This window comes from Acinetobacter sp. S54, assembly GCF_016624945.1.
Taxonomy (GTDB): domain Bacteria; phylum Pseudomonadota; class Gammaproteobacteria; order Pseudomonadales; family Moraxellaceae; genus Acinetobacter.
Window position 1 is genome coordinate 258,892 of the sequence record NZ_JACVUI010000003.1, and the last position, 21,498, is coordinate 280,389.

Consider the following 21,498-nt stretch of genomic DNA (forward strand, 5'->3'; position numbering starts at 1 on the left):
TATGAACCTGTGTTTTTTAATAAAACAAAAACAGTTTATAAAATTATGGCGCAGGCGCTTTAAACTGAAGCTTACCATCTGCATTTGGCTGACAAACGCCATTAAACGTAACGCCTTTGTAGCCATACGTTGCCCAGTCACCTTGTTTTTTCTTGGCACATGCCTTGATTTGGGCATTGGTTTCAGCTTTGCTCATCGTTGCCTCTTCAGCATTTGCTAGCGTCATACCACCAAGAAATAAAGCAGATACCGCGATTGTTTTTAACATGATGTTTTTCATTTCAATACCTTTTTTAAAGTTGATTTTACGTTTTTAACTATAAAGCACTGACACAGTCTTATTCTAAGAGTCGGTTTTTAAAAAGTTAATTCCTTTTATGCTGAAATACTTATATAAAATGTCACATCTTGTATATTGGTGTAAATTTTGTGTCTTTATTTTTGTAAAAAAACCATATTGCAAGAGGGTTTTTTGCTATAATTTTTCGTCATTTTTTTCTGATGTTCTTTGCTCATGCATTACCCTAAAGTTTATGATGTTATTGTTATTGGTGGCGGTCACGCGGGTACGGAAGCGGCACTTGCTGCTGCGCGTATGGGCCGACAGACCTTACTTTTGACGCATAACATTGAAACGCTCGGGCAAATGAGCTGTAATCCTGCGATCGGGGGGATTGGTAAATCGCATTTGGTACGTGAAATTGACGCTTTAGGTGGCGCAATGGCATTAGCTGCCGATAAAGGCGGTATTCAGTTCCGTATTTTAAATTCACGTAAAGGTGCAGCGGTTCGTGCGACACGTGCGCAGGCTGATCGAGTTCGTTATAAAGCTGCGATACGTTACACGCTTGAGAATCAGTCAAATCTGGATATTTTCCAGCAAGCAGCAGATGATCTTGTGGTTGAAGGCGATACAGTTAAGGGTGTAATTACCCAAATGGGCGTACACTTTCAAACTAAAACCGTTGTTTTAACCACAGGAACTTTCTTGGGCGGTGTAATTCATATTGGATTAGAAAAATCCAGTGGTGGTCGTGCGGGTGATCCACCTTCAATTGCATTGGCACATCGTTTGCGTGAGTTAAATCTTCCAGTGGGCCGTTTAAAGACAGGCACACCACCACGTATTGATGCGCGTTCAGTTGATTTCTCTGTAATGACGCCACAGCCAGGTGATTTTCCGTCGCCAGTGATGTCTTTTATGGGGAATGTTTCAATGCATCCAGATCAAGTCAATTGTTACATTACTCATACCAATCAAAAAACCCATGACATTATCCGTGGGGGACTCGATCGTTCTCCAATGTACACAGGTGTGATTGAAGGTGTTGGGCCGCGCTATTGTCCATCTATTGAAGATAAAATTCATCGTTTTGCAGATAAAGAATCACATCAGGTATTTTTAGAACCTGAAGGCCTAGATACCCATGAGCTTTATCCAAATGGGATCTCCACTTCTTTGCCGTTTGATGTGCAGTTTGAATTGGTTCGTTCGATTCGTGGTATGGAAAATGCCCATATTTTACGTCCAGGTTATGCTATTGAGTATGATTATTTCAATCCACAGGCATTGAAATTTACTCTTGAAACCAAAGCAATTAATAACCTGTATTTTGCTGGTCAAATCAATGGTACTACAGGCTATGAAGAAGCCGGTGCACAAGGTTTGCTTGCAGGTCTGAATGCAGCGCGTCGAGCATGGGATCAAGAGCAGTGGACACCAAAACGTGACCAAGCGTATATGGGAGTTCTAGTTGACGACTTAATCACGTTGGGAACCAAAGAACCCTACCGTATGTTTACCTCACGTGCAGAATATCGCTTGATGTTGCGTGAAGACAATGCAGATCAGCGCTTAACCCCTGTTGGCCGTGAAATGGGCTTGGTCGATGATACACGTTGGGCTGCCTATTGTGAAAAAATGGAAGCCGTTGAAACTGAAACTGCTCGTTTAGCGCATCTTTGGGCTGCACCAAATAACCCAATGGGTAAAAAGTTTGTAGAAATGACAAGAGCAGATTTGAGTAAAGAATCTAGTGCGATTGATTTACTTAAACGTCCAAATGTGAATTTTACTCAGATTGCTGAATTAACGAATTCTCAAGTGTCACAACACGTTGGCGAGCAGATTGAGATTGCGGTAAAGTATGAAGGTTATATTCATCGTCAGCATGAAGATGTTGCACAGATGAAGCGCTTGGAAGAAACTAAAATCCCCGCAGATTTTGATTATGATGTGGTTTCGGGGTTATCTCGTGAAATTACTCAAAAGTTAAAAACTGTTCGCCCTGAAACCTTGGCACAAGCGAATCGTATTCCAGGAGTAACACCTGCGGCGGTGCAATTGGTCATGATCACGATTCGTAAGAACAATCAGACTAAAAAGATTGCTTGATTAATTTCTTGAATAAAATTAATTGAAAAGATCATACGCCCAGTTGAAACTGGGCTTTTTTATGTCGCATAAAATTATATATAAAAAAATCTTAAGAATTTAAACATATTTGACTTGCCGATTTTATTATTTCTCATGGATTAAAATTTTTTCTATAGTTATTTTACATTCAAAACAAAGAGGTGATCATAATGACCATGAAATCGATTCGTTATAATGGTTATGATTTAGCATGCTTATGTTAAATCAACGTTCTCAGTACGAATTGGTATCCATTTTCTTTAGTGTCGGGGCTTGGGAGGATGGATACCAGTGTTTTTTAATCTATAACAATAACAGTATATTGTTTTAAATATAAAGATAAGAATTCTCAGAGAGCAATATGCTCTCTTTTTTTATTCACCATCAATTTCTTTTACTGCATTGTGAACAGCCACAGGTTCAATATGTAGAATTTTTTTACCAAAACTACGAAGCCACCAAACCAATTGGGAAGTAAATGGAATGGTCGCACTAATTTCTACAATATTTTCTTCAATCGGAAGAATTTTCTGGTCTTTACTGAGCTGACTTTCATAAAAACTCTGAGCAGTATTTTCAGTCATGGTGAGCTTTAACTCAACAATTTCAGTGGGTTTATTATAATCAACGCGAAAACCCAAAGCACCTGAGTCGATATATTGATCAATATCGAAATTTACTGGATGCAAAGCGCGTGAATTTAGCACATTTGCTGATTTAAAACGGTGCAGAGCAAAGGTTTGGACATCAGATTTATCATGTCGAGTACAAATCAAGTAAATAATCGCACCTTTTTGTACCAGAGCCAGTGGATTTAAAATATAGCTTTTTTCTTCTGCATTGATGCTACGCGGTCGATAAATACATTCAATTTGTTTGTCTTGAAGTAATCCTTCATAAATGGCTTGTTGAGCATGTTTATCGACTAGAGGTGGAATCAAAGGTTGACTGGCAGGCACAATCCGAACCCGATTAATCCATTGTCGCACATTGTTTTGAGTTGACAGACTGCGCCGTGCTAAATCGAACCATGGATTCATTTCCTCAATCAAACTATGCGGTAATAAGTGTTTTAAATGCTCTTCAACCATCATAAATGTTACTGCTTGGGAGCTGGTCATATGTGGCAAACTTTGAATGGGAGCATCGGAGCGCCAGCGCCAACCTTGAGGCACGGTTTTATTGCTCTCAATAGGAAAACGCTGTGCAATTTGGTTTAAGTCGCGTTGAATAGTGCGTAGGCTAATATCGACACCCTCACGTTCCAACATTTCCTGTAATTCACGTGTACCCATCCATTTGCCTGTCGATAAGCGCGATAAAATTTGCCATTGTCGATGCAAACTATTGGAGGTTTCTTTTTCTTGTAAGGACATAAGGGATCGTTGAATTCGTCAATAATGTTTTGAATAGCAACACAATAAAAAAACTTGGCTGTTTTGGCAAGAATGTAACAGAAATATTGCTTATATCCCGATACAACTTACTACAAGAACCGCATTGAATACATCTCACATTATTTTCATAAATAAAGAAAGCATTTGCATAAATGGCATCGTATTTGCTTGTTAGGATAATGAGTCAACAAGAAAAAGGCAGGTCAATATGTTAGAAGAAGATAAAGAGATGCATGCCGTAGGTGAGCACTATATGAAAGATAAAGCGAGCGGAGTATTCAATAGCCAGTCTTTGTACATTGACCAGTTAAGCGTGAGTAGCAATTTATTTGAGCAGCTAAAATCAAAATTTTTTAATGAAATGTTAGATGATGTAACGTCAAGTGGTGAAGTTTCTCAAAAGATAGAGCAATGGCTATCGGTTCATAGTCTTGAACAACTAAAACAGCTTAACACCGAAGCTAAACAGCATTTTCTATACGAAGGAATTACCTTTACGGTATATGGTGATGCAGAAGGCGAGCAAAGAACGATTCCATATGATCTTATTCCGCGAGTCATCGAAAAAAAGCAATGGGAGAAAATTTCTCAAGGTTGCGCTCAGCGTGTGAAAGCACTCAACTTATTTTTAGATGATATTTATCATGATCAGCATATTTTGAAAGAGCAAATTGTGCCGCATATGCAAGTTATGACGCATGAAGCTTTTCAACCCCATATGTTGAATCATGATTTGAAAGGGAAAATTTATTCACAAATTAGTGGTATTGATATTATTCGTGATGGGAACGGTGATTTTTTTGTTCTGGAAGATAATTTGAGAACTCCTTCAGGTGTTTCTTACATGATTGAAAGTCGAAAAATAAGTAAAAAACTGATGCCAGAATTATGTGCCGCAAACCCGTTACAAGAAATCGAACAATATCCAACATTACTTCGTGCGATTTTGGAGGAAAATGCTTACGTTGATCATCCTTTTATTGTGGTATTAACCCCAGGACGTTTCAATAGTGCCTATTATGAACATGCTTTTTTAGCACGTGAAATGGGTGTGCCGCTGGTCAGTAGTCGTGATCTTTTTGTAGAAAATGATCATGTCTATGTCAAAACCATTCGAGGTCGTCAACGTGTTGATGTAATTTATCGCCGTGTTGACGATGCTTTTCTTGATCCACTTACCTTTAGACCTGATAGTACTTTGGGTGTAGCAGGTTTGATGTCTGCTTATTTACAGCACAATGTTGTGATTGCAAATGCACCAGGTACAGGTGTTGCGGATGATAAATCAATTTATCCTTATGTAGATAATATGATTAATTTTTATCTGAATGAAACACCCATTCTTAAAAATGTACCTACCTATCAATGTCGCCGTGAAGATGAACTGGATTATGTGATGACAAATCTAGAGAAATTGGTGGTTAAAGAGGCGCAGGGTTCTGGTGGATATGGAATGCTGATCGGACCACAAGCAACTACAAGTGAAATTGCGGAATTCAGGAAGAAAATTCTTGAACATCCGCATTTATATATTGCCCAGCCAACGCTCGAATTATCGGTTGCACCCACTCTGACACAGGATGGTATTGCAGAACGTCACATTGATTTACGTCCTTTTGTGTTGTCATCACCGTATCGAACTGAAATTGTACCGGGTGGTTTGACGCGTGTTGCTATGAAAGCTGGTTCACTTGTGGTGAACTCCTCACAAGGTGGTGGTATTAAAGATACATGGGTTGTTGAAGCACTACATTCTTGATCAATGTCCATTTAAACAAGGAAGAAATTATGATTTTACTGAGTTCAAATGCACAACATATTTATTGGTTAGGGCGTTATTTGATGCGCATTAACTTTTTTTGCAGTCGTATCCCATTTACACAAGATCAGGCTGCAATTGAATTTAGTCACGCTTTTTGTTTACCTGCTTACGATGCAGCATCACTCAATGAGTTGGCCCTAGATCCGGAACAACCTTATTCATTGGTGAAACAATTTAGTTGTGCAAGTGACAATATTCATGAATTACGCGCAGTTTTGCCTGCAAAAGCTTATGCAGAGCTTAATGCACTGATACGTAATGCGGGTGAACAATCTGGTTATATCTGTAATGTCGTACAAGAATGTAATGAGATTTTGGAAGCTGAAACAAATACCGATATTTTATTATTTTTCGGTCTTGGTCAGAAAATTGAACAATTAGATGCTATTTTACGTTTTAAACAAAATCCTGAAAACGTGCTGCATGAACTTGATAAAACAGTCGCAGCTCTAAAAAACTACGGTTGGTTAGCCCTCGAAACCGCTTGGTTAGATTTGAAACAGCAGCCTGATTTGATGTCTTTTTATCATTTTCATGATCAACTTCAGTTTATGTTTGAGGCTCCAGTATGAAACTCATGGTGAATCATCAAACACATTATACTTATAGTGAAACTGCCTGTAATAGTATTCAATACATTAAGATGATTCCACAAAGTTCACAGCATCAATATGTTCATTACTGGGATATCAGTGTCCCAGGTGAACGAATGCTTAAGAAAGATGCGTTTAATAATCTATGGATTACATCTTCACAGCGTTTTGAATATCAGCACCTAACCATCATGGCACAGGGGATTGTTGAATTACATCAAGGTGGAAATGGCAGTTATCAAGAAAATTTGCCTATATCACTTTTTTTACAGCCCACACACGCGACTTTGTGGGATGCTAATATGCTTGAATTTGCAAAGCAGCATGTATCGATGTGTTCTCTGAAAGAATTGATTGTTTTAGCAGAACAAATCTTATTAAAAGTTGCTTACTGTCCAGATGCAACAACGGTGCAATCGACCGCAAAAGAGGCATTTTATGCTGGTCTGGGTGTTTGTCAGGATCATGCCCATTTAATGATTGCCATGTGTCGGGCGTTAAACTTACCTGCACGTTACGTTTCCGGCTATTTATATGATAAAAATGCACCTCATCTATCCAGTCATGCTTGGGCTGAAGTATTTCTGGATAAACAATGGTATTGTTTCGATGTGAGTAATCAACTGTTTGAGCCTTCTTCACATATTTATGTTGCCATTGGACGTGATTATTTTGATGTTGCGCCTATACGTGGTATGCGTGAAAAGGGTGGTGTAGAAAAAATGCGATCAACAGTGCAGGTACTGGCTTGTTGAATGGAATGAAAACGATGACTTATTGTTGTGCTTTACGGTTAAAAGATGGTTTGGTATTTATTAGTGATACCCGTACCAATGCGGGTGTGGACCAGATCTCTGTATTTAGAAAACTTTATACTTTTGGAAAATTAAAGGATCGCTTTATTGCGATTCAAACAGCTGGAAATCTTGCGACGACGCAGGCAGTTATTGGGTATCTGCGAAATCAGCTTGAATTGCAGGAACAACCCAACTTATATACCGTAAACACAATGTTTGAAGTGGCTCAATTGGTAGGGCGAACTTTGCGTAAAGTGATAGAAGATGTCACCGAAGACACACTTGAACAAAGTAATTATTATTGTAGCTTAACTGTGGGCGGTCAAATTGGGGAAAGTGAACACCAGCTTTATAATATTTATCCACAAGGCAATTTTATTTGTGCGACCAAAGATACACCCTTTTTCCAAATTGGTGAAAGTAAATACGGTAAACCAATTCTAGATCGCGCTTTAACTTATGATATGCCTTTGGATGAGGCCTTACGTTGTAGTTTACTCTCATTCGATTCAACCTTACGTTCCAATGTATCGGTTGGTTTACCGCTCGATGTGCTGGTTTATCATGTCGACAGTTTGGAAATGCCAAGAGGTAAGCGTGTGACACAGGATGACGAGTATTTTCAGAAAATCAGCCGACAATGGTCAGAAATCCTTCGTGCAGGTCTACATGAAATTCCAAAACCATCCGAGGATTATTTGGAATAATGGAAGAGACGAGGCATCATGAGTTTTTACGATACAAAAGAAAAATGAATATCATGAACTATTAAATCTGGTATGCCAGTCAAACGAAGTTTTTACCTGATTTTAACTTTACTCCAGAATAAAAAAATTTACGCTTTTACTGGATAAGAATTTGTTTGGAAAGTTTTTAAAAACTTTAAAAGATGCAGATGCGAATAACCCATGCCTAAGCATGGGTTATTTGATTTAAACTTCAATTTTTCGGCGAATTGGTCGATTACTTAAGCGACAAAGTAGCTCATATCCGATTGTACCGTTTGCATCAGCCACGTCATCAACTAAACGATGTTGTCCCCAGAGCTCTATTTCGCTATCCAATGACACATCGAAATCAGTCACATCAATGGCAATCATATCCATACTGACCCGTCCGATGACGTTCGTAAGCTTGCCATCGATTGCAACATAATTTTGCTTAATATAAGCACGTGGATAACCATCGCCATAGCCAATAGAAACAATAGCAATCTTCATTGCTTTATCCGCTGTAAATAGTGAGCCATAACCGACAGAATCACCCGCTTGAATATGATTAAGCGCAATAATGCGGGCCGTAAATGTCATTACAGGTTTCAAATCCAGTGCATACACATTTTTGTCTGCAAATGGACTTGCGCCATAGAGCATAATACCCGGACGTACATAATCAAAATGCAATTCTGGCCAGTTAAAAATTGCAGCTGAATTACAACATGAAACTTCAATTGGGGCACAGGTTTGTTTTATGTGTAAAAGCTGTTGAATCTGTTGCTGATTCATTGGATGTTCTGGAACATCAGCATTAGCAAAATGCATGGCTAAAACACAATGGAAACCTTCATTTTTTAAAGATGTGATGACATCGATAATTTCATCAATTTTAAAACCTAAACGATTCATTCCACTATTAAGTTTGATCCAGACTTTTAAGCCTTGTTGAATATACTCATCTTTATATTTTAATAACCATTCGACTTGTTGCTGATGATGTACGACACATTCAAGTTGATGACGCAAAACAGCCAGCATTTCATCCGGATTAAAAATGCCTTCAATCAGAGTAATAGGATGATTTGAACCTTGTGTACGAAGTTCTAGCGCTTCTTCTAGAGTGGCAACACCGAAAGCATCGGTAGCATTTAAGGCTGCTAAACAGTCTTTGACTCCATGTCCATAGGCATTGGCTTTGACCATACTCACGATCTTTGAGTTTGGTGCAAGTTGTTTGACACGGCTTAAATTATATTGCAGCGCAGTACTGTCAATATAAACTGTTGCTTGGCGCACCCTGATTTCTCCTTTGGGTTACATAATAATTAAAAATTTAAGGGGCTACACTGGTAACCCCTCAACTATAATTTTACACGTTCAGGTTTATTCCTCATCATCATATTGACTATAATATTCAGGTGAGAGGTTACTAAAACGGGTATATTGACCTTCAAAGGCCAATCGGACCGTACCAATCGGGCCATTACGTTGTTTACCAATAATAATTTCAGCCGTTCCAGCTTCTTTAGATTCTTTATTGTAGACTTCATCACGGTAGATAAACATGATCAAGTCGGCATCTTGCTCGATAGCACCAGATTCACGCAAATCAGACATAACTGGCCGTTTGTTAGGACGATTTTCTAGACTACGGTTCAACTGTGATAGAGCAATTACAGGACACTGCATTTCTTTAGCAAGTGCCTTTAAACTACGAGAAATTTCACCAATTTCGCCAACACGATTATCACCCATGCCTGGTACTTTCATTAGCTGTAGATAATCGACCATGATACAACCTAGTTTGCCGCCATGTTGTTTGGCAATCCGTCTTGCTCTAGCGCGTAATTCTGTTGGTGGTAAGGCTGATGAATCATCAATATAAAGGTGCTTTTCTTGAAGCTGTAAAATCGTACCTGTGACTTTCGACCATTCATCACCATCTAGCTTTCCCGAGCGTAAATGCCCTTGATGGACTTTTCCATAAGAAGAAATTAAACGCATGGCAATTGAATCTGCTGGCATTTCCATTGAAAAAACCAAAGCAGGTAAATTGCAATTAAATAAAACGCTCTCGACCAAATTCATGGCGAATGTCGTTTTCCCCATAGATGGACGTGCCGCCACAATAATCATATCGCCTGATTGCATACCATAAGTTTTATTATCAAGCTCTAAAAATCCTGTAGTCAGCCCTGTGATATTGCCGTCCAGTTTTGAAAGTTCATCAAGTTTGGTAATGACATCAGCAGTTACAGAACTAATGGATTTAGGTCCTGCATCTTTTTTATTGTTATTGTGCTGTTCTGCGAGTGAAAAAATATTGGTTTCAGCCAAATCTAAAATTTCACTGACTGGACGGCCTTTGGTGTCGTAAGCATTTTGTAAAATATCAGTACTGACTTTAATCATACTGCGAAGCGTAGAAAACTCTTTAATTTTGCCTGCATATGTTTCCAGATTATAAAAGCTAGAAGGTGAATCAGCCATAAGCTGCATCAAATATTCTTCACCACCAATCGCATCCAGCAAATTTTGCTTAACTAGCCAGTCATTGACAAGAACGGCATCGTATGGTGAGTTTTCTTGTGCCAGTTTTTCAATGGCACGGAAAATATATTTATGACGTGTGGCGTAAAAATCACTTTCTTTGAGCAAATCACCGACTTGTTCATAAGATTCTGCAACCGTCATCAAAGCGGCAAGCACAGCTTGTTCAATTGCCAAGTTATGTGGGGGCGTGCGAAATTCCTTCAGTTGGTTGCTTTCATTGGTTTTTTTATCAGCATTAAACGTGTTTGCAGGAATGGTGGCATTAGCCTGAGACATATATGACCTTGATTTTAAATAAATAATGGGTAAATATAAAAACTTGAGTACGTGCGTACTTAGCTAACCAACTATCTTAGTCCAAATGTTGGCAACTATCTAACAGAATTCACAGATAAGTCGTAAAGAAATGATAGCAACACGAAAAGTACAATTTCAAAGATAAAAAAAGAGCATGCAAAAGCATGCTCTTTTCTTTTACAAAAATTACTCAGATACGATTGTAACGAGAACTTCTGCAACAACATCATGATGCAATTGGATTGCGATGTTGAATTCACCAGTGTGACGAAGCGCACCATTCGGTAAACGAACTTCTGCACGGTCTACAGTTAGACCAGCATTAGTCAATGCGTCAGCGATGTCACGAGTACCAATAGAACCGAAAAGTTTACCTTCATCACCAGCTTTTGCAGTGATAACGATATTAACTTCATTCAATTGATCAGCACGTGATTGAGCAGCAGATAATACTTCAGATTCTTGCTTTTCAAGTTCAGCGCGACGAGCTTCGAAAGCAGCAGTGTTAGCTTCAGTAGCAGCAACAGCTTTACCCTGAGGGATCAAGTAGTTACGACCAAAACCAGCTTTAACTGATACTTTGTCACCAAGTTTACCTAGGTTTTTAATGCGTTGTAATAAGATAACGTCCACAGCTCACCTCACTTATGGTTGTCAGTGTACGGAATCAAAGCCAAGTAACGAGCTTGTTTAATAGCAAGCGCTAATTGACGTTGATAACGAGCTTTAGTACCAGTGATACGGCTAGGAACAATCTTGCCGTTTTCAGTGATGTACTGTTTTAAAGTGTCGATATCTTTGTAGTCGATGTACACAACATTCTCAGCTGTAAAGCGGCAGAACTTGCGACGACGGTAAAAACGTGCCATTGAGGTTCTCCTTAAGCTTCTTCAGCAGATTCGTGTGATTGCTGTGCTTCTTCACGTTGAGCTTTACGCGCACGTTTTTCTTCAGCACTTTTAGCAAGTAACGATTCTTCAGTGATTGCGTGTTCACGACGGATAATGATGTTACGAATAATTGCATCGTTATAACGGAACAATTCTTCTAATTCATCAAGAGTCGTTTGACCACATTCAACATTCATAAGAATGTAGTGTGCTTTGTGAATTTTGTTAATTGGGTAAGCCAATTGACGACGGCCCCAATCTTCTAAACGGTGAATTTGACCATCAGCTTCTTTGATCTGAGAGATATAGCGTTCAACCATACCTACTACTTGATCACTTTGGTCTGGATGTACCAAAAGTACGATTTCGTAATGACGCATTGTCAGCTCCTTACGGTTTGGACAGCCCCTAATTCTAAAATTAGAAGCAAGGAGTCATAACTAGAATAAATAATTCAAGTTACGCCGCATAAATTGCGAAGGGTGAATTATAGAGAAAAGTGCAAATAAAAACAAATAGTTTTCATTGCGAGAAACGGATAAATATTCCTCTCTATTTAGAAGAGAGGAAGATGTGGAGCAGGTGAATGGTAAGTGAAGCTAAAACTTAAACTCAGTAGAGTAATTAAAATTACTGAATACAGGAAAAAGCGTTTTGCCCAAACCTGATCATTTTCTGCTTTAAACCCAATAATGGATAAATACAACCAATAAGCTGTCAATGCATTGAAAGTAATGAGAAAAAAGACATTAGTATAACCAAAACAGTAAAGGCCGTTTAGGACTGCTGCAAAAAGTACAATGTAAATGACACATTCGACTTTAGTTCTAAAAATAGAGCGCGCTACTGGTAAAATTGGAATACCTGCATTTTTATAATCATCAAAGCGGTAAATCGCAATGGCCCAAGAGTGGGGCATTTGCCAAAGACCGTATGCCAAGAAGACCAGCAATGCAGCAACATCAAATTGATTGGTAACTGCAACATAACCAATGACTGGAGGACTTGCTCCAGAAATACTACCAATCACAGTTTGATGAATAGTGGTGCGTTTAGACCAGAGGCTATAAAAGCCCACATAGACAACAAAACCAATAACAGCAAATAAGAATGAATAGGCATTCACCCCAAACCATAAAATGCTAAAACCCATTACTCCAAGCACACCGGCATAAACAAGTGCAACGGATGGAGAAATCGTTTTTTTTACTAAAGCACGATTTTGAGTTCGTTGCATTTTTTGGTCAATGTCTTGGTCAATAATATTATTGACGACACAACCTGAGGCTACAACAAGCGTTGTACCTAAGAGGGTGAGGATGAGTAAGAGGAAATCTACATGGCCTTGGGCGGCTAAGAAAAAGCCGCCCAAGGTGGTAATGAAATTACCAAAGAGAATTCCTGGTTTGGTCAGGAATAAATATTTTTTCAACATGACAAACAGTTTAGATCATCATATTGAAGTGTAGATAGTTCATGATCCATACAGAACCGATCAAAAGAACGGCAATACATAGAATGGTATAAACGAATGCGATCAAATTCCAGCGTTGTTCAGACGACGTATTCATGTGTAAGAAAAACACAAGTTGTACTAATACCTGAGCAACAGCCGTAATTCCAATAACTGTCATTAATAGACCACGGGAAAAACCGCCTGCCATCACCATCCCGAAAGGGATGATGGTGAGAAGAACGGATAAGATAAATCCGATGGTGTACTGTTTGAAGTTACCGTGAGCTGCACCAGCTGCATTATGATCGTGACTACTCATTAGAGAACTCCCATTAAGTAAACGACGCTGAATACACAGATCCATACGATGTCAAGGAAGTGCCAAAACAAACTTAGGCAAGCTAGACGACGTGTATTTGGTAATGTAAGACCTTTGGTTTTGATCTGATACATCAATACAATCATCCACACCAAACCAGAAGTCACGTGAATACCGTGTGTACCCACCAGTGTAAAGAACGCAGATAAAAATGCACTTGTGCTAGGACCATGTCCTTCGTGAACTAAATGATGAAATTCATAAAGTTCCATACCAATGAATGAAGCACCAAAGATAAACGTGATAAATAACCACATAATCACTTGGTTGACGTTCTTTTTGTATGAAGCCAAAACTGCAAAACCGAAAGTTACAGATGAGATCAAGAGAGCAAAGGTTTCAGTTAGAACAAAACCTAAAGACTCACCAAAAAGCTCATGTGCACTTGGTGTACCTGGTGGAACATGGCTGCTCAAAACAGCGAACGCGATGAAGAGTGTACCGAATAAAATCAAGTCACTCATCAAGTATGTCCAGAAACCAAAGACCGTTAAGTCGGTATCATCATGTTCATGATGCCCGTCATGGCCATGGTTGTCGTGATGAAGTACTTCAGCCATATCCTTAGTCCTTCTTCAAGTGTTTTTCAAGTAATGCATAGCGCTCATTTTCAATGCGCTCAACTTCAGCAGCTGGTACATAGTAATCCACTTCTTTAGTGAAAGAGCTACGAATAAAGCTGATAATAGCTGCAATGAAAGATGCTGCAACTAGCCACCAAATATGCCAGATTAATGCAAAGCCCATCAATGTAATAAACATTGCAATGATGAAACCAGCTGCACGATCAGTTGGCATATGAATGTCTTCATATTTGGCAGGGCGTGCATACGCAACACCATTTTCTTTGTCAGTCCAGAAACGGTCTACACCATTTGCTTCAGGAACATGTGCAAAGTTATAAAATGGAGCAGGAGATGACGTCGACCATTCTAATGTACGACTATCCCATGGATCGCCTGTATGGTCCATGTTTTGATGACGTTGTAAGAAACCTACAATGATTTGCATCAAGAAACATGCGATACCAATAGCAACTAATACAGCACCAAATAATGCAATTGCTAGGTACGGATCCCATTCTGGGTTGTCATATGTATTCAAACGACGAGTCATACCCATGAAACCAAGGATATAAAGCGGCATGAATGCAAAATAAAAACCAAAGAACCAGAACCAGAATGCAGCTTTGCCCCAAGCTTCATTTAATTTCCAGCCAAACATTTTTGGCCAGTAGAAAATGATACCAGCGAACATACCGAATACTACACCACCAATAATTACGTTATGGAAGTGAGCAATAAGGAATAACGAGTTGTGTACAAGGAAGTCCGCAGGTGGAACAGCCATTAATACACCAGTTAAACCACCGATACCGAAAGTGACAAGGAAACCGAGCGTCCACAACATAGGTGTTGTGAAAGAAATACGTCCTTTGTACATGGTAAACAACCAAGAGAAGATTTTAACCCCTGTCGGGATTGCAATAATCATGGTCATAATACCAAAGAACGCATTGACGTTTGCACCAGCACCCATTGTAAAGAAATGGTGAAGCCATACCACAAACGCTAACACAGTAATTGCAATGGTTGCATATACCATGGATTTGTAACCGAACAATGCTTTGCGTGAGAATGTCGCAACGATCTCTGAATACAAACCAAATGCTGGTAATACCAAAATATATACTTCTGGGTGACCCCAAGTCCAAATCAAGTTCACATACAGCATTGGACTACCGCCAAGCTCGTTAGTGAAGAAATGGAAACCGAAATAACGGTCAAGGGTTAACATTGCCAGTGTTGCTGTAAGTACAGGGAATGATGCAATAATCAAAACGGCTGTACACAGTGAAGTCCACGTAAAAATAGGCATGTCCATAAGTTTCATGCCAGGCGCACGCATTTTGATAATGGTAACAAAGAAGTTAACACCAGACAAAAGAGTACCAAGACCAGAAACCTGAAGTGCCCAGATATAGTAGTCAACACCAACACCCGGAGAATATTGAATGCCTGAAAGTGGAGGATATGCCATCCAGCCAGTCGCAGCAAATTCACCCAGTACAAGCGAAGCCATCATCAGGCCAGCTGCACCAGCAAATAACCAGAAGCTTAAAGAGTTAAGTAATGGGAATGCTACGTCACGCGCACCAATTTGTAGAGGTACTGAAATATTCATCATACCCACAACAAGACCCATTGCCACGAAGAAGATCATGATTACGCCATGGGCGGTAAAGATCTGGTCATAGTGGTCAGGGTGTAGATAACCTTCACCGCCACCTTTAGCAAGGAACAGTTGAAGACGCATCATGATTGCATCAGCAAAACCACGCAATAGCATGACCACAGATACAAGGATATACATGATACCAATTTTTTTATGGTCTACAGATGTAAACCATTCTTTCCAGAGATATCCCCATTTTTTGAAATAGGTGATACCGCCTACAACAGCAATTGCACCAATAGCCATTAAGACCATTGTCACTAGTACAATTGGCTCTTTAGGGATAGAGTCCCATCCGAGTTTACCTAATAACAACATGGCTTATTCCTCTACAGAAGCAGTTGCATGTGCATTAGCATTATGAGCTTCAGAACCATGTTCAGCATTTGCTGAGTGGTCTGCACCGTGGTAGTTGCTCATATATCTGTTAATGACAGTTTCAAACAAGTTTGGTTCAACTGAAGAATAGTAAGTCACAGGATGTGGCTTAGTCGGGAATGGCTTCATTGCTTCAGCTTTTGCTAAGGCTTCTGTATCACCAGCAGCTTCAGCACGATGTACCAATGCTTCGATCTGATGTTTAGAACGATCCCCATCTTTCAGAGTTGCAAGCTCAGCTTGATCAAGCGTACCTTTTTGAATGGCTTGTGCATTAATGCTAGTGCCTTTACCCGCTTTAACAGCTTCTACCCATTGCGCAAATTCAGTTTCAGTCACACTATGAGCCTTAAAGCGCATTTGTGAGAAACCATAGCCTGAGTAGTTAGACGAGAAACCACGATATTCGCCAGTTTCATTCGCTAATAAATGGAGATGGGTTTGCATACCCGCCATTGCATAAATTTGGCCACCTAACGCAGGAATGAAGAAAGAGTTCATTGTAAAGTTAGATGTAATTTTAAAGCTTAATGGTGTTTTCTCTGGGAAACGTACTTCATTTACTGTCGCAATATTTTGTTCAGGATAAATAAAGATCCATTTAAACTGTTCAGCAATAACCTGAATCGTTAAAGGTGCTTTATCTGAATCAAGTGGACGGTAAGGGTCGTACTTGTGGGAACCCCACCAAGTTAACCAAGCTAAAATACCAATAATAATGACAGGAATACCCCAAACTACAATTTCAATTGCAGTTGAGTGTGCCCATGTAGGTTTATAGTCTGCATCTTTATTTGACGCGCGATATTTCCAACCAAACCATAACGCCATAATGATTGAAGGAATTACAACCAATAGCATTAAGTAGATCGCAGTCATCATCAGGTTACTTTGACCTTCTGCAACTGGACCTTTAGAGTTTAGAAGTACTAAATCACCACCACACCCTGTTAAAAGTGCGGAAATCGCGGATAAAGACAATACAGCTAAAATCGTTTGTCTCATTTTACAACCTCGGTGAAGAGTCCCATTCCCTAAGTAAATTGGGGATAGCGATAAAAGTGTCGCATGATGGAGAAGAATGAATCCTTTTACTGGACATATTTCTCTATCATGTGACACAGCTATGTTGTAGGGCATTATGCCTGATATCGTGAAACTAAGCTACTTGAAAGTGACGTTAAATATTTGTTATGAAACCCGATTTATTTGGTTGGTTTTGGCGCTTAAATTGTCTGTTAAAAACTAAAACTTTCAGTTATTTATAATAAAATAAGGAGTGATAATTCACTCCTTATTTTATTTTTTTAAACTAACCACTTTGGTTTTTGCTAGCCTATCATGCAAGCTGTTGTTTCCTTTGGAGAAAAATAAAACAATGTCTGCAATAAAAATGATCACTAAAAGTGGCAATAAACTGATTAATTGAGAAATGATAATGAATAAAAAAGAACGTACAAAAAAACCGCGGAACTGACCCGGGAGTTTGTATGTGGTTGCATCAACAATTTGCAAGTGGAATATTTTTTTTCCAATAGATTGACCTGAACGGGCAATAAAAAAGTTTTGCAGAAATAACAAGCCAAGTGTATAGGCTAGTAAAGCAATAGGTATCCATGTCGGCATATTATCGCGCATAGCTTCGGCAATTTTAATTTGCTGATCGACATCAAAACTAGTCGTTTGCTGTAGGAGATCATGGGGTAAAAAAAGCATTGTTACAATGATTTGCGGCAAAACAAGTAGAGCTAAATCAATGAGTTTGGCTGAAATTCGCTTACTTACTGGAGCCGCAGTCGTTTTAGATGCCTGATTTACTTTAATATCACGAATGACATCATTCTGGCTATTATTTGGCGCGTCAAAGGCTGAACCAGTTATTGGGTAATTTTCAGGCTGATAGGCAAGTTTACCTTGAGTTAATTCACCTAGGGCTCTCCATTCCGTCATGCCTTCATGCCATGCCAGATCAGTTAAAAGCACTTGCTGACTAGCAAGCATCTGGTTGACTTGTTCTAATGTATAGGGACCGGCCTGTTGGTTATTTCTTGCCAAGTAAATTTGCATAAGTTTTAAATCTCAACAGCTTAAAGATGAAAAAGACCCCACGCGAGGGTCTTTTTTTAAAATTAAGTTACGCTTGCTTGTCTTTGTCTTCTGCAAGGAAGAACCATGTTTCTAACACAGAGTCTGGATTCAGTGAAACTGTCTCAATACCTTGTTCCATTAGCCATTTAGCAAGATCCGGATGGTCAGATGGGCCTTGGCCACAAATACCAATGTATTTACCAGCCTTACGACAAGCATGGATGGCCATGGAGAGGAGGGCTTTTACTGCTGGATCGCGTTCATCAAATAAATGAGAAACAATACCAGAGTCACGATCTAGTCCAAGCGTTAATTGGGTTAAGTCATTTGATCCAATCGAGAAACCATCAAAATGTTCAAGGAATTGTTCAGCCAGTAACGCATTGGTTGGCAATTCACACATCATGATGACTTTAAGACCATTTTCGCCACGCTTCAAGCCATTTTGAGCTAGAAGTTCAATGACGCGTTTTGCTTCAGACACGGTACGAACGAATGGGATCATGATTTGAATATTAGTCAATCCCATCTCGTCACGTGCTTTTTTAAGTGCACGGCACTCTAGCTCGAAGCAATCACGGAAGTTATCAGACACATAACGGCTTGCACCACGGAAGCCCAACATTGGGTTTTCTTCTTCAGGTTCATATAACTTACCGCCAATGAGGTTTGCATATTCATTGGATTTAAAGTCTGACATACGAACAATGACTGGCTTTTCAGCAAAGGCAGCTGCAAGTGTTGCAATACCTTCAACCAATTTTTCTACATAGAACTCAACTGGAGAGGAATAGCCAGCAGTACGCGCCATTACAGCCGCACGTGTTTCACGTGGCAAACTTTCAATATTAAGCAATGCTTTTGGATGTACGCCAATCATACGGTTAATAATGAACTCAAGGCGAGCCAGACCAATACCACCATTTGGAATTTGAGCAAAGTCAAATGCACGGTCTGGATTACCCACGTTCATCATAATTTTGAACGGAAGTTTTGGCATCGATTCAATTGAATTACGTTGAATTTCAAAATCCAGCGCACCTTCATAAATAAAGCCAGTATCGCCTTCGGCACAAGAAACAGTTACTTCCTGACCATCAGTTAAAACTTCTGTCGCGTTTCCTGTACCAACAATGGCAGGAACACCTAATTCACGTGCAATAATTGCAGCATGGCAAGTACGACCGCCACGATTAGTCACAATGGCAGCAGCGCGTTTCATTACAGGTTCCCAGTCAGGGTCTGTCATGTCAGAAACTAGAACGTCGCCTTCTTGAACCTTATCCATTTCTTTAATGGAAGTCACAATACGTACTTTACCAGAACCGATACGTTGACCAATTGAACGACCTTCACACAACACTGTTCCACGTTGTTTAAGGAGGTAACGTTCCATTGTGCCAACATTTTGGCGGCTTTTTACGGTTTCAGGACGTGCCTGAACAATATAAATCTGACCATCGTCACCGTCTTTAGCCCATTCGATGTCCATTGGCGCAGCATAATGTTCTTCAATAATCATGGCTTGTTTTGCCAGTTCCTGAAGCTCATGATCATTTAGCGCAAATTGCTGACGATCTTGTTTTTCAACGTCTACGACAACAACTGACTTACCAGCAGAACCTTCTTCACCATAAATCATTTTTTGGTGTTTAGAACCGAGGTTACGGCGTAGTACAGAGTGCTTGCCATTTTTAAGCAATGGTTTTGAAAGATAAAATTCATCAGGGTTGACTGCGCCCTGAACGACCATTTCGCCCAAACCATAAGATGCCGTAATAAAGACCACATCACGGAAACCAGATTCGGTGTCTAGCGTAAACATGACGCCCGCTGCACCAGTTTCTGAACGTACCATACGTTGTATACCTGCTGATAAAGCAACGATGTCATGCGCAAAACCTTGATGTACACGATATGCAATCGCACGGTCATTATATAAAGATGCAAACACTTCTTTGATGGCAATCAAAATATTATCAATGCCACGAATATTTAGAAAAGTTTCTTGTTGACCTGCAAAAGATGCGTCTGGTAAATCTTCAGCGGTCGCAGATGAACGAACGGCAACCGCGATATCAGGGTTGCCGTTTGAAAGTGCAGTAAAAGCGTCACGGACTTCTTTTTCTAATGCTGGAATGAGAGGAGTATCTACAATCCATTGACGGATTTTTGCGCCAGTTTCGGCAAGGGCATTTACATCCTCAACATTTAATTGATCAAGTTCTGCCTGAATTTTTGCGTTTAAACCGCTTTGTTCAAGGAACTCACGATAAGCAGCAGCAGTTGTGGCAAAGCCACCCGGTACAGACACACCAGCATTGGATAAATGGCTGATCATTTCACCTAGAGATGAGTTTTTCCCACCCACGAGTTCCACATCGTGTTTCCCTAATTTTTCCAGACCGATTACGCGCGCTTCCAAAGTTTTCACTCCACTTTTCCAGTATTAATTACTATCTTGGCATGAAGAAAAGATATTAATGTGCTTAGGATTTTGATTTACTCTAAGCGACAGTCATGTAAGATCAGCTTACTATAAAGATTATATAGCACTAAGACAAATGTTTGAGGAGATTTTTCATGTCAGAAGGTAAACAAATTAAGCGGAGTGTGTTTTTTATTTCCGATGGAACCGCGATTACGGCAGAAACCCTTGGACATTCATTATTAGCACAGTTTCCAAACGTAGATTTTGATATTCATATTATTCCATATATTTCCTCAGAAGAGGCTGCGATGAATGTGGTCGCTGAAATCAATAGCTGTCAGTCTAAAGACCAGACCTTGCCTTTGGTGTTTGATACGCTAGTTGATCCAAATGTTCGTGAAATTATTAATACAGCTAAAGCGGTGAATTTGGATGTTTTTGAAGGGTTAATTAGTAAGCTGGAACAGGAGCTTGGAACACCGCCTACAACTTTAGTCGGACAGACTCATGCAGTGACGGATTCTGAATATTATAAAGCTCGTATTGATGCAGTTCATTTCGCTTTGGATAATGATGACGGAGCGCGAACACGTCATTATGATAAAGCCGATATTATTCTGATTGGTGTATCACGTTCGGGTAAAACACCGACCTCTATTTATTTGTCATTACAGTTTGGTATTCGTGTTGCAAATTATCCTCTTACTGAAGAAGATCTAGATGACAACCGGTTACCTAAAGTACTGAAAGAGCATAAAAATAAGTTATTCGGTTTAATGATTGACGCGGAACGTTTAGTTGCAATTCGCAATGAACGAAAAGCCAACAGTCGATATGCTAGCTTTAGTCAATGTCAGATGGAATTACGTGCGATTGAAGGAATTTTTATTTCAGAAGGAATTCCATATTTAAACGTAACTGAAATGTCAATTGAAGAAATTTCGACGCGTATTTTACAAACGACAGGACTAAAACGTCGTATCGGTTAAACAAACTGAAAATATTATAAACAATACGAATTGATTAGCTGTGCAAAAATAGTTTTTCAGA

20 protein-coding genes are annotated in these 21,498 nt (G+C 39.5%); 6 read left to right on the forward strand and 14 right to left on the reverse strand.

All coding sequences use genetic code 11. From position 1 onward, the window contains the following. Positions 1-43: 43 nt before the first annotated feature. Positions 44-280, reverse strand: a complete 237-nt coding sequence (locus IAE20_RS06850) for a hypothetical protein (RefSeq protein WP_200460079.1) — start codon at positions 278-280, stop codon at positions 44-46. Positions 281-514: 234 nt separating this feature from the next. Between IAE20_RS06850 and mnmG the strand changes: the two genes are divergently transcribed. Continuing rightward, positions 515-2,395, forward strand: a complete 1,881-nt coding sequence (gene mnmG / locus IAE20_RS06855; RefSeq protein ID WP_200481692.1) for a tRNA uridine-5-carboxymethylaminomethyl(34) synthesis enzyme MnmG — start codon at positions 515-517, stop codon at positions 2,393-2,395. 395 nt (positions 2,396-2,790) lie between these two features. Here the strand turns inward: mnmG and IAE20_RS06860 are convergent, their stop codons facing one another. Further along, complete coding sequence (locus IAE20_RS06860; protein WP_200460081.1) at positions 2,791-3,792, reverse strand: helix-turn-helix transcriptional regulator; 1,002 nt, start codon at positions 3,790-3,792, stop codon at positions 2,791-2,793. Between the two features lie 274 nt (positions 3,793-4,066). Here IAE20_RS06860 and IAE20_RS06865 point away from each other — a divergent pair, with 274 nt between their 5' ends. The 4 genes from IAE20_RS06865 to IAE20_RS06880 are packed head-to-tail and all read left to right on the forward strand — an operon-like array spanning position 4,067 to position 7,732. Continuing rightward, positions 4,067-5,572 (forward strand): circularly permuted type 2 ATP-grasp protein, encoded by a 1,506-nt coding sequence (locus IAE20_RS06865; RefSeq protein ID WP_413784487.1) that lies wholly within the window; start codon positions 4,067-4,069, stop codon positions 5,570-5,572. 29 nt (positions 5,573-5,601) lie between these two features. Next, positions 5,602-6,207 (forward strand): alpha-E domain-containing protein, encoded by a 606-nt coding sequence (locus tag IAE20_RS06870; protein WP_200481691.1) that lies wholly within the window; start codon positions 5,602-5,604, stop codon positions 6,205-6,207. Next, positions 6,204-6,983 (forward strand): transglutaminase family protein, encoded by a 780-nt coding sequence (locus IAE20_RS06875; protein ID WP_200460084.1) that lies wholly within the window; start codon positions 6,204-6,206, stop codon positions 6,981-6,983. The genes IAE20_RS06870 and IAE20_RS06875 overlap by 4 nt, the downstream gene beginning before the upstream one ends. 14 nt (positions 6,984-6,997) lie before the next feature. Then, positions 6,998-7,732 carry a proteasome-type protease gene (locus IAE20_RS06880; RefSeq protein WP_200460085.1) on the forward strand — a complete coding sequence of 245 codons (735 nt, stop codon included), beginning with the start codon at positions 6,998-7,000 and terminating at the stop codon, positions 7,730-7,732. Between the two features lie 225 nt (positions 7,733-7,957). On the opposite strand, the gene alr is transcribed toward IAE20_RS06880, so the two are convergent. The 12 genes from alr to ppsA form a co-directional block, all read right to left on the reverse strand. Then, the gene (gene alr / locus IAE20_RS06885; RefSeq protein WP_200460086.1) at positions 7,958-9,037 is read right to left on the reverse strand and encodes an alanine racemase; all 1,080 of its coding nucleotides are present in this window, start codon (positions 9,035-9,037) and stop codon (positions 7,958-7,960) included. A gap of 87 nt (positions 9,038-9,124) precedes the next feature. After that, complete coding sequence (gene dnaB, locus IAE20_RS06890) at positions 9,125-10,570, reverse strand: replicative DNA helicase (protein ID WP_200460087.1); 1,446 nt, start codon at positions 10,568-10,570, stop codon at positions 9,125-9,127. 207 nt (positions 10,571-10,777) lie between these two features. Continuing rightward, positions 10,778-11,224 carry a 50S ribosomal protein L9 gene (rplI, locus tag IAE20_RS06895; RefSeq protein WP_200460088.1) on the reverse strand — a complete coding sequence of 149 codons (447 nt, stop codon included), beginning with the start codon at positions 11,222-11,224 and terminating at the stop codon, positions 10,778-10,780. An 8-nt stretch (positions 11,225-11,232) separates the two neighbouring features. Continuing rightward, entirely contained in the window at positions 11,233-11,460 is a 228-nt protein-coding gene (gene rpsR, locus IAE20_RS06900) for a 30S ribosomal protein S18 (protein WP_004988197.1), read from the reverse strand. A gap of 11 nt (positions 11,461-11,471) precedes the next feature. Beyond that, on the reverse strand, positions 11,472-11,861 hold the full coding sequence (gene rpsF / locus IAE20_RS06905) for a 30S ribosomal protein S6 (protein ID WP_004988194.1): 390 nt from the start codon (positions 11,859-11,861) through the stop codon (positions 11,472-11,474). Between the two features lie 176 nt (positions 11,862-12,037). Continuing rightward, positions 12,038-12,916, reverse strand: coding sequence for a heme o synthase (cyoE, locus tag IAE20_RS06910; protein WP_200460089.1), 879 nt, complete (start codon positions 12,914-12,916; stop codon positions 12,038-12,040). 10 nt (positions 12,917-12,926) lie between these two features. Further along, positions 12,927-13,256 carry a cytochrome o ubiquinol oxidase subunit IV gene (gene cyoD / locus IAE20_RS06915; protein WP_200460090.1) on the reverse strand — a complete coding sequence of 110 codons (330 nt, stop codon included), beginning with the start codon at positions 13,254-13,256 and terminating at the stop codon, positions 12,927-12,929. Beyond that, the gene (gene cyoC / locus IAE20_RS06920) at positions 13,256-13,876 is read right to left on the reverse strand and encodes a cytochrome o ubiquinol oxidase subunit III (RefSeq protein WP_200460091.1); all 621 of its coding nucleotides are present in this window, start codon (positions 13,874-13,876) and stop codon (positions 13,256-13,258) included. Before cyoC ends, cyoD begins: the two co-directional genes overlap by 1 nt. A 4-nt stretch (positions 13,877-13,880) precedes the next feature. Beyond that, positions 13,881-15,869 (reverse strand): cytochrome o ubiquinol oxidase subunit I, encoded by a 1,989-nt coding sequence (gene cyoB / locus IAE20_RS06925; protein WP_200460092.1) that lies wholly within the window; start codon positions 15,867-15,869, stop codon positions 13,881-13,883. 3 nt (positions 15,870-15,872) lie between these two features. After that, positions 15,873-16,934 carry a ubiquinol oxidase subunit II gene (gene cyoA, locus IAE20_RS06930; protein ID WP_200460093.1) on the reverse strand — a complete coding sequence of 354 codons (1,062 nt, stop codon included), beginning with the start codon at positions 16,932-16,934 and terminating at the stop codon, positions 15,873-15,875. A gap of 294 nt (positions 16,935-17,228) precedes the next feature. Continuing rightward, a complete protein-coding gene (locus tag IAE20_RS06935) occupies positions 17,229-17,996 on the reverse strand; it encodes an RDD family protein (RefSeq protein ID WP_200460094.1) in 768 nt (255 codons plus the stop codon). Positions 17,997-18,063: 67 nt separating this feature from the next. Further along, complete coding sequence (gene ppsA, locus IAE20_RS06940) at positions 18,064-20,451, reverse strand: phosphoenolpyruvate synthase (RefSeq protein ID WP_200460095.1); 2,388 nt, start codon at positions 20,449-20,451, stop codon at positions 18,064-18,066. A gap of 149 nt (positions 20,452-20,600) precedes the next feature. Here ppsA and IAE20_RS06945 point away from each other — a divergent pair, with 149 nt between their 5' ends. Continuing rightward, positions 20,601-21,437 (forward strand): pyruvate, water dikinase regulatory protein, encoded by an 837-nt coding sequence (locus tag IAE20_RS06945; RefSeq protein WP_200460096.1) that lies wholly within the window; start codon positions 20,601-20,603, stop codon positions 21,435-21,437. Positions 21,438-21,498 lie beyond the last annotated feature (61 nt).

Excerpts from the sequence above, each read along its gene's own strand:
- IAE20_RS06850 (WP_200460079.1), bottom strand. The coding sequence starts at position 280 with ATGAAAAACATCATGTTAAAAACAATCGCGGTATCTGCTTTATTTCTT.
- mnmG (WP_200481692.1), top strand. The coding sequence starts at position 515 with ATGCATTACCCTAAAGTTTATGATGTTATTGTTATTGGTGGCGGTCAC.
- IAE20_RS06860 (WP_200460081.1), bottom strand. The coding sequence starts at position 3,792 with ATGTCCTTACAAGAAAAAGAAACCTCCAATAGTTTGCATCGACAATGG.
- IAE20_RS06865 (WP_413784487.1), top strand. The coding sequence starts at position 4,067 with ATGAAAGATAAAGCGAGCGGAGTATTCAATAGCCAGTCTTTGTACATT.
- IAE20_RS06870 (WP_200481691.1), top strand. The coding sequence starts at position 5,602 with ATGATTTTACTGAGTTCAAATGCACAACATATTTATTGGTTAGGGCGT.
- IAE20_RS06875 (WP_200460084.1), top strand. The coding sequence starts at position 6,204 with ATGAAACTCATGGTGAATCATCAAACACATTATACTTATAGTGAAACT.
- IAE20_RS06880 (WP_200460085.1), top strand. The coding sequence starts at position 6,998 with ATGACTTATTGTTGTGCTTTACGGTTAAAAGATGGTTTGGTATTTATT.
- dnaB (WP_200460087.1), bottom strand. The coding sequence starts at position 10,570 with ATGTCTCAGGCTAATGCCACCATTCCTGCAAACACGTTTAATGCTGAT.
- rpsR (WP_004988197.1), bottom strand. The coding sequence starts at position 11,460 with ATGGCACGTTTTTACCGTCGTCGCAAGTTCTGCCGCTTTACAGCTGAG.
- rpsF (WP_004988194.1), bottom strand. The coding sequence starts at position 11,861 with ATGCGTCATTACGAAATCGTACTTTTGGTACATCCAGACCAAAGTGAT.
- cyoE (WP_200460089.1), bottom strand. The coding sequence starts at position 12,916 with ATGTTGAAAAAATATTTATTCCTGACCAAACCAGGAATTCTCTTTGGT.
- cyoD (WP_200460090.1), bottom strand. The coding sequence starts at position 13,256 with ATGAGTAGTCACGATCATAATGCAGCTGGTGCAGCTCACGGTAACTTC.
- cyoC (WP_200460091.1), bottom strand. The coding sequence starts at position 13,876 with ATGGCTGAAGTACTTCATCACGACAACCATGGCCATGACGGGCATCAT.
- cyoB (WP_200460092.1), bottom strand. The coding sequence starts at position 15,869 with ATGTTGTTATTAGGTAAACTCGGATGGGACTCTATCCCTAAAGAGCCA.
- cyoA (WP_200460093.1), bottom strand. The coding sequence starts at position 16,934 with ATGAGACAAACGATTTTAGCTGTATTGTCTTTATCCGCGATTTCCGCA.
- IAE20_RS06935 (WP_200460094.1), bottom strand. The coding sequence starts at position 17,996 with ATGCAAATTTACTTGGCAAGAAATAACCAACAGGCCGGTCCCTATACA.
- IAE20_RS06945 (WP_200460096.1), top strand. The coding sequence starts at position 20,601 with ATGTCAGAAGGTAAACAAATTAAGCGGAGTGTGTTTTTTATTTCCGAT.